Source organism: Paenibacillus ihuae, from assembly GCF_001368795.1.
Classification (GTDB): Bacteria; Bacillota; Bacilli; order Paenibacillales; family Paenibacillaceae; genus Paenibacillus_AQ; species Paenibacillus_AQ ihuae.
The window spans coordinates 257,475-271,358 of the sequence record NZ_LN831201.1; the positions used below are offsets into that span (position 1 = coordinate 257,475).

Below are 13,884 nucleotides of genomic sequence, written 5' to 3' on the forward strand. Positions count from 1 at the left end.
GGCGCCGCAGGCTGCACCTGCGGCAGCGAAGCCCGCTGCGGCTAATGCAACGCCGCAGGACGGCAAGGCCGTGGAGCGCAAGCGCATGTCGCGCAGACGGCTGACGATTGCCAGCCGCCTGGTCGAAGCGCAGCAGACCGCGGCCATGCTGACCACCTTCAACGAGGTGGACATGACCGCCATCCTCGACATCCGCAAACGGCGCAAGGATGCCTTCAAAGAGAAGCATGATGTCGGACTCGGCTTCATGTCCTTCTTCACCAAGGCTGTCATCGGCGCGCTCAAAGCCTATCCGCTGCTGAATGCAGAGATTGACGGCGAGGAGCTGCTGATTAAGAAATTCTATGATATCGGCATCGCCGTTTCCGCCAAGGAAGGACTGGTCGTACCGGTTGTCCGTGATGCGGACCGGCTCAGCTTCCCGGAAATCGAGCGGCAGATCGGCGAACTGGCCGCCAAGGCCCGCGCCAACACGCTCAGTCTTCCGGAACTCCAGGGCGGCACCTTTACGATTACAAACGGTGGTGTATTCGGCTCCCTGCTCTCTACACCGATCCTGAATACCCCGCAGGTCGGCATTCTCGGCATGCACAAGATCCAGCTGCGTCCGATCGCGCTGGATGAGGAAAGAACCGTCAACCGGCCGATGATGTATATCGCCCTTTCCTACGATCACCGGATCGTGGACGGTTCGGAGGCGGTAAGCTTCCTCGTCAAGGTCAAGGAATTGCTGGAGGATCCGGAAGCGCTGCTGCTGGAGGGATAATTGCATAATAAGAGGGGTAAAGACAGGTTCACCGTCTTCTTACCCAAAACAACGAACCCGATTTCCACATCCTATGGTAATCGGGTTCGTCTTATTGTTTTTCCATTTATCCTGTTACGAACATGCTCCGCTTACAGTCCGCCCTTCATCAATTCACCTGCCAGCTTCAGCAGCTGCTCCTTGGTCAGCGCTCTATCCCCATAGGTCGTGAGCATAAAATAGGTATCCTGCCCTTCATTGTACCAGTTCAGGTAATGGTAAGTGACCACTTCAGGTCTGACCACATGATTATAGATGAGCTCCCGGCCGTCTACTTCAAGTTTCTCTGCCTGTTGCTCCGGCTGCTGATATACCGTCATGTTACCGCCGTTCATCAGGTAAGCCGAGATACCGACAATGGCTCCCTGCTTGGTATATTCTGCGCTCACATAGCCGGTTTCGGTCCAAGGCAGTATCTTCATGAACAGATTCCGCTTCTTATCCTGCTTGGCCTCGCCGATCAGCTCATGCAGTGCCTGGCTGTAGACCGGGTTGCTGTCCCGTTCTGCCTTTGGCGGGTACAAAGGATTCACCTTGCCATATTTAAAAGCATACCCTCCGGCGGTCTCTGGCAGGATAACAGGTGAGTGTTTGGTTTCCATTTGCTTCAGAAAGGCAGAATAGTCTGTAATCTTCTGCTCCTTGTAGGCAAATTGCAGTAAGCTCCCCGTCCCCTCAGAAATTGGTTCTCCTCTGACGTAATACACAATTTGCTCACCAGGCTCGGCAAAATTCATCAGCTTCTGCTCATATTTCGAATAGGAGGATATGCCACCGCCCTGCGGCATCTGGCTCTCCGCAAGATGCTGTACCTTGACCACTCCCTCTTTATTGCGGATCTGAATGTATTCCGAGGCTGCATAAGCCGTTACTGTGATCAGCAGCAGCAGGACCAGCAGCCCTGAGGTCGCTGCCGTTCTGCCGGCAAAACTTATCCCGCGCCCGCTCCGGACCTGCTCCATTCCCCTTACCCGCGCCATTACCTGTTCCGTTACGTTAATGCTGGGCAGCTGCTCCTCACGGGCAGCGGCTTCCCTTATATCTTGGTACCCGCTATGGATTCCGGTTCGTTCCAAGGGATCCCCTCCTCTGTCTGCATAGTTTCCCTGACTTTGCGCTTAATCCGTTCCATCCGCTTGTGCAGCGCATTAGGACTGCTGCTTAGAATCTGGCCCATCTCTTGAAAGGTGAGTTCCTCAAACACCCGCAGCATCAGAATGTTCCTTTCCTCCAGCGATAGCTGTGCCAGCGCCGACTCCAGGGCAGGGCTGAACAACCGCGCCTCCAGCTGCTGCTCCGCACTTGCCGTTATCGTATCCGGCCGGAAGATCCGCAGGATATGTCCCTGCAGCCGCCGCCGGCGGAGCAGATTAAAGCAATGATTGCCAGCGATCCTGTAGAGCCAGGCGGAGAAGCTTACATCTGGCTTGTACCCTCTGATCGACTGATAGGCTTTTACCAGAATGTCCTGCACCGCATCCTCGGCATCCTGCCTGTTTCCTAACAGACGGCAGCAATACCGGTAGATCGGCTGCTGAAAATAATCGACAATACAGGCGTATTGCTCCCGGTCTCCCTTTTGGACTTGTTCGACTACAGCCTCCACCTGCTTCGTATCTCTCAAATGCTCCTGTGACGTTGCCAGCACCTCCTAACTTGTATATCTCTACAACACATGGCAGCAGCAAAAAGTGCCTGCGTCCGATTTTTTTTTGTACGCGCCGGAATTTCCCATCCTATTACTTTTCGCTCCGCGGCAACACAGTCCTCTTAGCAGACTGTGTGCTTCATGCCTATCAAAAAAAGAGTTGCCTGCTTCTTCTGCCCGGGGCCGCTGCGATGAACGAACCAGACCAATGATCCTCATTAGCAATCAGCCTATTGTTCCTTTAAAATGAAACCGTAGCTATCAGTAAATCTAATCATGTTACGGAGGTACTGTCATTTGAGGATACATAATGAGGAAGAATTGCTGCGTCTAGTTGCGGGAGACCGCTGGATGATGGATATTCTGGCAGCCGTAAGCAGTCTGGAACTGTCGGACTGCTGGGTTTGCGCCGGATTTGTGCGCTCTAAAGTGTGGGATGTCCAGCATGGCTTTAACGACAGAACACCACTTGCGGATGTAGATGTAATCTATTTCGACCCGGAGGATACCCGCGAGGAAGTTGAGAAAGCCTGGGAAGCCCGGCTGCGGGAGATTGATCCTTCGGTCCCCTGGTCGGTCAAAAATCAAGCAAGAATGCATACCGTTAACAATTTGGCGCCCTATTCCTCCGCCACAGACGGCATGTCCAAATTCCCTGAAACGGCGACCGCCCTTGGTCTTGCTCTTACCGGACAGGGCGATATCCTATTATCTGCACCGCATGGGCTCAGAGATGTGCTGGACATGGTCGTGAGGCCCTCTCCGCTATTCAGTACTACCCCCCGGCTCAAGAGCATCTACGAAGAACGGGTGTCGAAAAAGAACTGGCAGGCGGTCTGGAATCAGCTGAAGATCCTTTCTGTAGTGGAATCCTGATCACGCATATTAAATTTCTGTACAACAACCGTATAAGAGTAACTTAAGAATATTCTATGCTCCGTAAAAATCTAAACAGCAGGCTCCTGTATTTCACAGTGCCTGCTGTCCGCATAATCCATACTGGATACCGTCACTCAACATATGACGTTCCTTCAGCCTATACCGCCAGATCTATCCCCACCACCCCCACTGTCTCCCCCTGCCCGTTCTTAATGGCCCGGGACAAAGTGATGCAGGAGCGTTTGGTAATCGCCGATACATACGGCCGGGAGACATATTCACCTTCGCTCATCGCCCCGTTCCACCAGTCGCGGCGTTTGGCGTTCATCAGTCCGGCCGCCGGCTCGGAGTAGATAAAGGTGCCATCCGTGCGGTTGGACCAGATCGCCTGGACATCAGGCACCCTTTTCATACAGGCAGTGAGCACATTGCCGTGGCTGACAGCATCCGGTGCACACAGCTCCTGCTTCGCTGAAATTTCCTGCAGCAGGCTCTGCATTTCCTGCAGCCGGGCAGCGTACTGGCTCATTTCAACAGTCTCCCGTCCGGCGATCTGGTTCACCGACTGCTGTAAAGCCTGCGACTCGCCAAGCAGACTGGCGCTGATCTCATTCAGCTGTCCAATTTGCGACCGCTGCCGTGTTACCTGCTCCAGCGTCAGATCTACACCGGCAATGGTCTCATTCACAATGGCTACCGCACCGCTTAGCTCCCCTGTCACTATACCGATCAGCCCGCTCTGCCGCGAGGCGGCGGTAACGGTATCGGCAACGGCGGTCCCTACCTCTTCGATTCTTGCCGACATATCGGACAGCCGCAGCTTCACAGCCGCTACTTCATCCACCCCATGGGAGACAGCATTCTGCTCTTTAGTTACTGAATCCAGCACCTGCCGGACCCCGTGATTGATATCCGACAGCACAGCTGAAGACCGTTCCACCGAGCTTCGGCTCTGATCGGCCAGCTGCCTGATGCGGCCGGCAACCACGGCAAATCCCCGTCCCTGCTCACCGGCCCGTGCCGCTTCAATCGAAGCATTCAACGCCAGCAGCGAGGTCTCATTCACAATCCCGACAATCAGGGAATTAATCTCCTCTACCAGGGCAAGATGACCGCTCAGTGCTGTGAACTTACTCAGCATATCCGCACTCTGCTCCTGTAATTCCGCCATCACCGCATCCGTGTTCCGGAGGGAGCCGAGCATGCCTGTCATCTCTTGACGGGCATCCAGCATATTTGCCCCCAGCCGTTCGGTCAGCTCCTTAATATGTGCGGTTACGTCCGCCACTCCGCCCATTGTCGCAAAAGCGCCTTCGATATTAGCCTTAGCCTCAGTACTGCGGGTCTGCAGGTCTACTTCATAGGCATGTGAATAATCGGCTGTCTGCTGCAGCCCTTCCGTATGGCGGCTGATTTCCTCAAGCGCCCCGTGCAGCCTGTCCGAGGTAACGACAATTTCATTGCTGAGACTTTCGACTTGGTCCCGGGTTTGCTTCAGAAGCTCTTCCCTCTGTAGTCCGCTGCGGTAAGCATTCCATGCGAACCCGCCGAGTGCCGCCATCAACACCAGGAACACCAGCTTATGGACCCAAAGCATATCAATCCATAACCCATACAGACCAACCAGCAGCAGCAACAGTGTGACTAGGACATTCTTACTCCGGCGAACTGACATTTCCAACTTCCACTCCAATCATGTTATGTATTCTAACATTATATCAACAGAGTTAAATAAAGGAAATACTTTCATTGATATAGCTTTATGCCTTAAGTCCCATACAATAAAACTCCATGAGTTAATCAGCCATGATTAAATCCCTTCACGAAAAAAAGCCATCTCCAAGCGCAAACACTTTGCACGAAGAGACAGCCCGCTTTATTGTATCTGTTATTTTAGGCAGTAACGGCTGCCCGCTCCAGGATCCCCCGCGCGATCCAGACTCCGGCTGCACCCGCCTGAGCCAGTCCCCGGGTTACACCTGCACCGTCCCCGCCGCAGTAGAGCCCGGAGATTTCCGTCTCCAGCCTGTCTGTCAGCTTCGGCCGGGCGGAATAGAACTTCGCTTCCACGCCGTAGAACAGTGTGTGTTCCGATGCGATGCCCGGCGTCACCTTTTCCAGTGCCTCTACCATTTCGATCAGGCTCTTCATAGTGATGTATGGCAGCACAAGGCCCAGATCACCGGGAACCGCCTCTTTCAGCGTCGGCTCGAGGAACCCTTCCTTGATCCGCGTCTCTGTAGAACGGCGTCCGCGCAGAATGTCGCCATATTTCTGCACAATTACGCCGCCGCTGGACAAATCATTGGCCCGTTTGCAAATTTCCCGGGCATATTCATTCGGCTTATCAAAAGGCTCTGTAAAGGTATGCGACACCAGCAGGGCAAAGTTCGTGTTTTTTGAGCCAAGCTTCGGATCCTTATACGAGTGGCCGTTCGCCGCCATCACACCGCTGTGATTTTCTACAACAACATGACCGGAAGGGTTGCTGCAGAACGTGCGGACACGGGTACCTACCGACGTATTGAAAATAAATTTGCCTTCATACAGGTGTTCATTAATCTCACGCATTACCACATCCGACGTCTCAACTCTTACCCCTACATCGACCTGATTATTATACATTTTCAGCCGGCGCTTCTTCAGCACCTCGGTCATCCATGCAGAGCCGTCACGGCCGGGGGCAATAATCACGTTATCTGCCTCATAACTCTCACCGTTTTTGAGTATAATTCCCGTAATCCGGTGGGAGCCGTCCTCCTTAACAGTAACAATATCCTGAACCTCGGTTCTGAATAACATATCAATTCGTGTTTTCAAATATTCATAGATTGATTTGAGAATCTCCAGGTTCTGCTCTGTGCCGAGATGCCGCACCTGCGCCCGCAAGAGCTTGAGTCCGGCGGCGTATCCGCGCTGCTCAATATTACGGATGCTCTCCGTGGTCGGGTCGGTAATTACCGGTGTCGCCCCATGCTCAAGGTTGATGGCATCCACGTATTCGATCAGCTCCAGCACCTTCGATGGGGCCAGGTAGTCGGTCATCCAGCCGCCGAACTCTGTTGTAATGTTAAATTTGCCGTCACTGTAAGCTCCCGCTCCCCCGAAACCGGCAGTGATCGAACAGGCAGGCAGACAGCCTGCGAATTCCTTACGCCCCGAAGCGGGCGGACACAGCTTGATTTTCTCCTCCAGGATCGGGCAGCTGCGGCGGTATATATCATGCCCCTTGTCCACAAGCAGTACCTTCAACTCGGGCGCTTTACGCGTCAATTCATAACAAGCGAATATTCCGGCCGGACCCGCACCCACGACAATCACATCATATTTACTCATCTGTTCTCTGTTCCTCCCAGGAAGAAACGGCTGTCCTGTGCCTGTAGCAATCAGGCGAGGGGCTCTCGTTTCTGCGATATCTATAGATTTCTGTAAACGCAACACAAAAAATCCCGGCCTCTTCATAGGTATGCAAAATGCACCCTATTCGTAGCCAGGAATTTACGGTTCCCTGTAGAAACCCCCAAACCCTATCTTCGGGGATATACGAACAGCATCAATTATTATATGAGCCAATTGAGATTTTACAGAAAACATACGAATGTGTCAAGGACATATACAATAGATAATTCGTCTTTATATCCTAAATAATGAACTATCAGCACCCAAGTATTCTAATATATCACCCAAACACGAACATTATAACACTTACAGCCTTTGGGAGGATAACCGAAACATTTGTCGAATATATAGATATATTGCTACTGGAAATGAGGAACTGTTCATGCATATCCCACCCCCAACTCCTCGCCAAAATCACTGGAACCGGGTGCTTCTGAATACATTCTGGCTGGTCCTGCTTGTTTATTTGGCAAGCCAGCTTTTTATCTCACTATCTATGTGGGGCCTTAGACCTGAATTTTCGGATCGTCAATATTTCGTTACCCATGTGTTCATTCCCGATTCCATCATCCTTGTCCTTATTCTCATCCTGGAATCGATCCGCAAATGGAAACCTGAGTACTCAGAGCTCTCGATTGTCTTTGCAAGTCATATCTATGCTATCCTGATCATTACAAATCTTAGTATAGATTATCCGGTGAAGCCGCTTATCATGCTTGCACCTCTGCTTGTATCCATGATTTATCTGAAAAGCAGTTATATGAAATTATCCTCAGCCATTTGTCTGATCTACACCGTTATGCTGTTTATTAGTACACCGTCCTACGAATATACGCTGCGGATCCAGCATGTTATTATCGCTCTGATCTTCGCCGCTACTGCACTGGCCGGATTTGGAGTCATTTGCCGGGGCAAAGACCTTATGCGGTCATTGGAAGACTCTGTAAAGTCGGAGCAGGATCTGCGTATCCAGAATATCATTATGGACCGGCTCTCCAAAATTGACCCTTTGACCGACCTGTATAACCATAAGACCTTTCATGAATATCTGGGCTGGCTCATTGAGCATCAGCAGAGCAACCCCTTTCCGATGCAGCTAGCGGTCCTGGATATCGACAATTTCAAAAAAGTGAATGACCAGTATGGGCACTGGGTAGGAGATATCGTTCTTAAGCAAGTAGCTGCTATGGTGCTGAAACATATCGGTACTGATGATTTTGCCGCCCGGTACGGAGGAGAGGAATTCGTAGTTATCCTGACCGCCAAGCCCCTGAATGAGGCCAATGAAATTATGGAGCGGATCCTTACAGGCATCGCAGGCATGCCGGTCGCGGAAATGGAGGGCAGCTCCGTAACCGTAAGCATCGGAATGCATGAGTTTTCAGTCACCGACTCGAAAAGCTTCACCTTCCAGCAGGCGGATGATGCCCTCTACGAAGCAAAGAAAACCGGTAAAAATAAAATTGTTTTGCTGTAGGCAAGCCGCCCCCTTTGATATCTGATCACGAAAAAGAAACGGATCTGCGTACATTCGCAGGTCCGTTTCTTTTTAATACAATCAATAAAAATTCTGATGCTCAAGCAGTTCCCAGACGCCGCGCTGAGGCACTGGCTTACTTACCAGATAGCCTTGAACCTTGTCACAGTCAGATTCGTTCAGGAATGCCAGCTGACTGACATCCTCCACTCCTTCGGCTACAACCTCAAGCCCCATTTTATGGCCAAGCACAATAATGGTATGGACGAATGTTTGGCTGTACGCGTCATCGGCCAGGGAATCGATAAAGATCTTATCCATTTTGAGCGTAGAAATCGGGAGGTGCTGCAAATAACTTAAGGACGAATAACCGGTTCCGAAATCATCCAGGGCAATACGGATGCCGCGTAACTTGAGCAACTCCAGCTTACTGACCGTATTTTCGAAGGATTCCATAAAGATGGATTCCGTAATCTCAAGCTCCAGACAGCTTGGTTCAAGGCCGCTTTCCTCCAGGCTTTCCAAGACCATTTCCACGAAATCCTCCTGCAGCAGCTGGATAATTGAAATGTTCACGGATATTTTGTGGAGCAGGCCGGTACGGTCATGGATGCTTTTCATAAAACTGCAGGCTTCTTTCAGCACCCATTCCCCAATATAAATAATCAGCCTGGAATCTTCAGCAATTTTAATGAAAGAGAGCGGAGATACAAATCCGAGCACCGGACTATTCCAGCGGATCAAAGCTTCAAAACCGGAGATCAAACCTGTCTTAATATCCACCTGAGGCTGATAGTGCAGCTCAAATTCATTGTTGTTCATTGCACTGCGCAGATGCTTCTCAATATTCATCCGTTCGTTGAACGGGGTATGCATCGATTTGTCATAGACGACGTAGGTGCCCTTTCCTTCCTCTTTGGCCCGGTACATCGCCACGTCGGCATTCTTAAGGATCTCCTCTGTAGTTTCCCCGTCTTCCGGGTAGAACGAAATGCCGATGCTGACGGATACATACAGATTACTCTCTCCGATAAGAAAAGATTTACGGAAGGCGCGCAGAATATTATCTGCTAAGGTAAGCACTTTATCACGGTTGACCGCGTCTTCGATAAATATCACGAATTCGTCGCCTCCGAGCCTGGAGAGCATCGCCTCATTCTGGACAAGCGACTCTAATCTCTCACTGGCCTTACGGATCAGAATATCCCCTGATTTATGACCCAGCGTATCGTTAATATATTTAAAATTATCTGTATCCACGAACAATAGCGCAGCTTTGCTTCCCGGCCGCCGGAAGTATTTCTCCATTGTGTCCAGCAGGGAGATACGGTTCGGCAGATTACTGAGCGAATCCATATAGGCCAGTCGGTGGATGTTCTTTTGATTCTCAAGCAGCATGTCGTATTGCTCTACAAGCTCCTGCTGTGTCGCCGTGAGCTGTTCATAGGTCCCCTCCAGCTCCTGGTAGCTGTTTTGCAGGTTGAGCTCCGCCTGCTTACGTCTGCTTATATCGATCAGGGAGCCATGGAACAGCACTACCCCATCTGCAGGGTTAATCATAGCTTTGCCTCTGACTTCAAACCAGATATAACTATTGTCCTTGGTGCGCATGCGGTATTCGGTTTCGTAGATCGGGGTCAGTCCGTTAAGGTGATCCTGCCTGGCTTTGTTTGCTGCCTGCTGGTCATTAGGGTGAATAATACTGAGCACCCCATTCTCGAACGAGTTAATCTCTTCCTCTGTATAGCCCATAACCTCATACCAGCGGTCTGACAGCTTATAGCTCCCGGTATTGGAGTCCAGCTCCCATATATAGGCCCCGGAGCCTTCGGAAGTCAGGCGGAAACGGCGTTCGCTTACACTCAGCTTGTGCAGCTGTTCCTGCAATTCAGCCTCTGTTGCCGACAGCTCCTCGTAGGTGGACTCCAGTTCCTCATAGCTGAGCTGCAGCTTAAGCCCGCTCTGTTTGCAGTCATCGATATCCAGCCCCACGAGAAGATAGATATTCTCATCCTGCTCGTCCATTCCGTTGATAAATGTAGTCCGGATAGAAAAAAAACGCGCTTCCATTGAATGATCCGGCAGCTTCAACTCCACATTATTGACGTAATCCTGGTTGACCGCCCTGGTCAGCAAATCCCGGAGCAGAGCAACTCCGCCTTTAAGTTCAGGAAGATCATCAAGCCTTTTGCCCAGCACTTCCTTCTCTTTTAGCCCGGTCATTTTTTCTGCATACTGATTAAAGCGCACAATACTCTTATCGCCTTGCACTGCCCACACCATCATGCCGGTATGTTCGATGACATCTTCAAAAAACTCCTGCTCCGAATGAATTCTCCGCCGGAGCCGCCGGATATATATCCTGATGCAAATAATCCCAAATAAAAGTACAGACACACCAATAACGATGCCGGAAATAATCCTGCCATATATCATTGCGGTGTAGCCGTCTGAATGGGTAAAGAAATACTGCTGATACAGCTCTTCAAAAGCCCCGGAGCGCTCGAGCCGCTCAAGCCTTGCATTGATATACGGGACAAGTCCGGACATTGATTTACTCACGCCATAAGCGACTTCTACAGGGTATAAATTGCTCATTTTGCGAATGATTTTACCCGTCAGTCCCCGCTCCACGATTAAATAATCGACAACTCCCTGATTCTCAAACAGGAGATCAATTTCGCCATTCTGGAGAGCTTTCAGCGCGTCCGGTACAGTTGCGTATTCTATGTATTGCGAAACATGCGCTTTGCTCTGCAGGACTGTTTCCGGGTATTGATCTTTGCCTACGCCGACTTTATATTTCCCCAGCGTGCTTAGGGTCACCTTCTCTTTGAGCATCTGCCGCGAGTACACGGAGACATAGCTCTTAAATACAGGAGTAGAGAATAATATGTCCTTTTTCCTTTGCTCCGTCACAGCCATAAGTCCGGTTGTGTGGATCCTCCCGTTCCTCAGCAGTTTATAGGTCTTCTCCCAATCACCCGTACTGTAATGAACCAGATAATTATGCTTCTCAAAAATCATGCTCGTCAGGTCAATATCAAAGCCGGTCAGATATCCATTCTCTACGTATTTATAAGGCGGATAATCTAATTCTGCCTGGTATCTTATGTCCTGTCTTTCAGCGTGAGCGGCAGCAGGGGGTGTAAGCATGAACACGATGCTAATTAGAAGCAAGAGTTTACACCGCTTCATCGCAATTCTCCTTTTTACAAAAAAATCAGCTAACGGCCTTTATAACATCCTGTATTCGACAAAAAATGGTAGCATTCCTGCTTCTCCCCTCTTAGATTGTGATAAAATGTGCAAACATCCCGCTGTCCGGAAGCTGGTATAACAGAAATAAAGTAAGAACCTATAATTTTATATTGCTTTTTACCGATAAAATGTGGATAATAGCATTAACAGTTGATAATGATTATCATTATTGTATACTAACATTTAATCCACTTCACTATATTGAGTTAAAGGAGACTGAACACCCATGAACGCAGCCACTACCCGGACGACATTACAGGTTGACGATTATTTGGATCTGCTCAATCTTGCAGTAAAAGTTGGAGATTTGAAATGGCAAAAGGAAATTAAATCCAGACTTCAATATATACTCTGCCTGCAAACCAGATAGCTGACATGCAGATTGCCGCATTCCCGTGTTCCGGGGATGCGGCTTTTTTTATTGCTCCCTTATCGAATGGATCTCCGCCCTCTGCATCGGCGGGACTTCGGATGTGTAATAATATATAATCAGCTTAATCAGCTGAACCATAGTCCTCTAGAACGGAGAGTGCCCTATTTGAAAAAATATATCGCCTTGTTCCTGATATTCAGTATGCTGTGGATGAACGGAGTCCAAGCCGCTGCCTACCTGCACAGCAGGGGCTGGTTACCGATGAAGCCGGATTGCTTACTGCGCAGGAAGCGGCCGCAATTGCCAATACTGCTGCCGGAGAGCCTTACACCTTCCACATCTTGACCATCGATTCATTGGAGGGAGCAGATTCAACCCGTTATGCCAGTGATGTCTACGATGCCTGGGCGCTAACCAGCCGGGATATTCTGCTGCTGATCTCCTCAGGAGACCAGCAGGTGGAGCTGAATTTCATTAATCCCGGGCTGCAGAATGCGCTGGACAGCTGGTCAAAGAGCCAGGGCGGAGGCACTGGAAGTTCGGCTATCACCAGTGTAATCGACTCCTATTTCATCCCTTCCGCCAGAACAGGAGACTTTGCAGAGGGGATCCGCGCTCTAATCACCGGGCTGCAGTCTCTGGGCAGCGCGCCAGGCAATGCGGGCGCTGGAGCCGGAAGCACGGGCGGAACCTCCAGCGGCAGCGCCGGAGGGACTGCCGGATCTGGACCCGGCACGGACAACGGGACCACAGCCGGTAATAGGGGCCAGAACGACGGTCTTCCGCTGCTGACAATCGCCGCAATTGTTGCAGGCGCCGCGCTGCTGGCATTCGTGTTGTTCGTGCTCTTTACCGGACTGCGCCGCCGTAAGCAGCTTGCAGCCCAGCAGGAGCAGCTGGCTGATTTGCTCGTGCAGACCAACCGCGCTATGGAGTCACTGCAGCCGTTCCAGGGTATCGTTCAGGGCAAAACCGGAGAGATGGTTGACGGTATCTCCAAACGCCTGGATGCACAGCTAGTGAACATCTCCGCGCTGCAAAACACAGGCTCTTCAGAGCCGGCCTTTTACCAGCTGGCTGCGCTTAAGACGGCGATTGTCCAGGCCGAGCAGACAGCAAACATGCTGCGCAGCTCGCTTGCCGAAGAAGTGCGGCAAATTGCCGTAATCAGTGATGCCGACCGTAATGTTAAGCAGCAGATTACCGAGCTCAAGAAGGACGCTCCCGGGCTTGACGGGCAGCTGCAGGATGCGGTTAAAGAGACCGGTTATGAACTGCAGGAAATTACCGAGGATCTGAAAGAGCTTGCCGAAGCAACGGCCAGGGCGGATCAGCTCGAGCTCTTCGATCCGATTGCCGCCCAGGACATTACACAGGAGGCACAGGAGCACCAAGAGAACATCGAGCAGGATCTGCGTGATGTTGACCTCTACGACGACAAACTGCAGGGCTTCCCCTCCGTTCTGGCTGCTGCACGCACGAAGCTTGACGGATTGATTGAACAGAACTCCCTGCACAATATGAAGGTCAAGCCATACGACAGTCTGGAGCAGGCGCGCAGAGCAGCAGAGACGCTGGAAGCGCCGCTGCGTATTGGAGACATGGATCAGGTTCGCAGCATTGCCGCTAACATGGACACACTGCTTGCCGAGGCTATCGCCATAACGGAACGGCAGGCACTGATCCGCCAGAATAACCTGCGCGATCTGGAGACGGTCCGCAGCAGCTGGGATGGACTGACCCGGCGGCGCAATGAACTGCAGAGCCGGCTTGCCGAAGCAAGATCCCGGTTCGCAGAGCAGCATCTCAGCAGTCTGGCTGAGGTACTGGATACAACCGGTGCCCGCCTGCGGCAAGGAGCGGGCGAAGTTCCGCAGATCGAAACCTGGACCAGTGATGAGCGCGGCGAATATGACAATGCCCGCAGCGGGCTGGACCGCCTGCTCACTCTGCAGGAGGAAACCTCCCGCCAGTTTAACAGTGTCTCGCAAAGCCTCGATGAACTGAGTGAACGGCTGGAGGCCGTAAAGCGGATCTTCCTC

General features: G+C 51.3%; 10 protein-coding genes and 1 riboswitch. Of the genes, 5 read left to right on the forward strand and 5 right to left on the reverse strand.

Translation table 11 applies throughout. The features are described from left to right. A partial coding sequence (sucB, locus tag AQR02_RS25590; protein ID WP_108722101.1) for a dihydrolipoyllysine-residue succinyltransferase occupies positions 1-766 on the forward strand: 766 nt, incomplete at its 5' end. Between the two features lie 131 nt (positions 767-897). Here the strand turns inward: sucB and AQR02_RS25595 are convergent. Beyond that, complete coding sequence (locus tag AQR02_RS25595; RefSeq protein ID WP_054943197.1) at positions 898-1,881, reverse strand: hypothetical protein; 984 nt, start codon at positions 1,879-1,881, stop codon at positions 898-900. Next, complete coding sequence (locus AQR02_RS25600; RefSeq protein WP_054943198.1) at positions 1,842-2,453, reverse strand: RNA polymerase sigma factor; 612 nt, start codon at positions 2,451-2,453, stop codon at positions 1,842-1,844. Before AQR02_RS25600 ends, AQR02_RS25595 begins: the two co-directional genes overlap by 40 nt. 297 nt (positions 2,454-2,750) lie before the next feature. Here AQR02_RS25600 and AQR02_RS25605 point away from each other — a divergent pair, with 297 nt between their 5' ends. Continuing rightward, a complete protein-coding gene (locus AQR02_RS25605) occupies positions 2,751-3,329 on the forward strand; it encodes a nucleotidyltransferase family protein (RefSeq protein WP_054943199.1) in 579 nt (192 codons plus the stop codon). 160 nt (positions 3,330-3,489) lie between these two features. On the opposite strand, the gene AQR02_RS25610 is transcribed toward AQR02_RS25605, so the two are convergent. Further along, complete coding sequence (locus tag AQR02_RS25610) at positions 3,490-4,929, reverse strand: methyl-accepting chemotaxis protein (RefSeq protein ID WP_209444296.1); 1,440 nt, start codon at positions 4,927-4,929, stop codon at positions 3,490-3,492. Positions 4,930-5,225: 296 nt separating this feature from the next. Then, the gene (locus AQR02_RS25615) at positions 5,226-6,668 is read right to left on the reverse strand and encodes an NAD(P)/FAD-dependent oxidoreductase (protein WP_054943201.1); all 1,443 of its coding nucleotides are present in this window, start codon (positions 6,666-6,668) and stop codon (positions 5,226-5,228) included. Positions 6,669-6,799: 131 nt separating this feature from the next. Further along, positions 6,800-6,899, reverse strand: a riboswitch (purine riboswitch). 328 nt (positions 6,900-7,227) lie between these two features. Here AQR02_RS25615 and AQR02_RS25620 point away from each other — a divergent pair. After that, positions 7,228-8,208, forward strand: coding sequence for a GGDEF domain-containing protein (locus AQR02_RS25620; RefSeq protein WP_159067841.1), 981 nt, complete (start codon positions 7,228-7,230; stop codon positions 8,206-8,208). 81 nt (positions 8,209-8,289) lie between these two features. On the opposite strand, the gene AQR02_RS25625 is transcribed toward AQR02_RS25620, so the two are convergent. After that, positions 8,290-11,406: an EAL domain-containing protein gene (locus tag AQR02_RS25625; RefSeq protein WP_054943203.1), complete on the reverse strand. Its 3,117-nt coding sequence runs from the start codon at positions 11,404-11,406 to the stop codon at positions 8,290-8,292. Positions 11,407-11,695: 289 nt separating this feature from the next. Between AQR02_RS25625 and AQR02_RS32925 the strand changes: the two genes are divergently transcribed. Both AQR02_RS32925 and AQR02_RS25630 read left to right on the forward strand, forming a co-directional pair. Beyond that, positions 11,696-11,839 (forward strand): hypothetical protein, encoded by a 144-nt coding sequence (locus AQR02_RS32925; RefSeq protein WP_167347639.1) that lies wholly within the window; start codon positions 11,696-11,698, stop codon positions 11,837-11,839. A 209-nt stretch (positions 11,840-12,048) separates the two neighbouring features. Further along, positions 12,049-13,884: TPM domain-containing protein (locus AQR02_RS25630; RefSeq protein ID WP_148449208.1), on the forward strand; the 1,836-nt coding region annotated here is incomplete at its 3' end.

Bases quoted from the DNA above. Each gene is read 5' to 3' on its own strand.
- AQR02_RS25610 (WP_209444296.1), bottom strand. From the start codon at position 4,929: ATGCTTTGGGTCCATAAGCTGGTGTTCCTGGTGTTGATGGCGGCACTC.
- AQR02_RS25615 (WP_054943201.1), bottom strand. From the start codon at position 6,668: ATGAGTAAATATGATGTGATTGTCGTGGGTGCGGGTCCGGCCGGAATA.
- AQR02_RS25620 (WP_159067841.1), top strand. From the start codon at position 7,228: ATGTGGGGCCTTAGACCTGAATTTTCGGATCGTCAATATTTCGTTACC.
- AQR02_RS25625 (WP_054943203.1), bottom strand. From the start codon at position 11,406: ATGAAGCGGTGTAAACTCTTGCTTCTAATTAGCATCGTGTTCATGCTT.
- AQR02_RS32925 (WP_167347639.1), top strand. From the start codon at position 11,696: ATGAACGCAGCCACTACCCGGACGACATTACAGGTTGACGATTATTTG.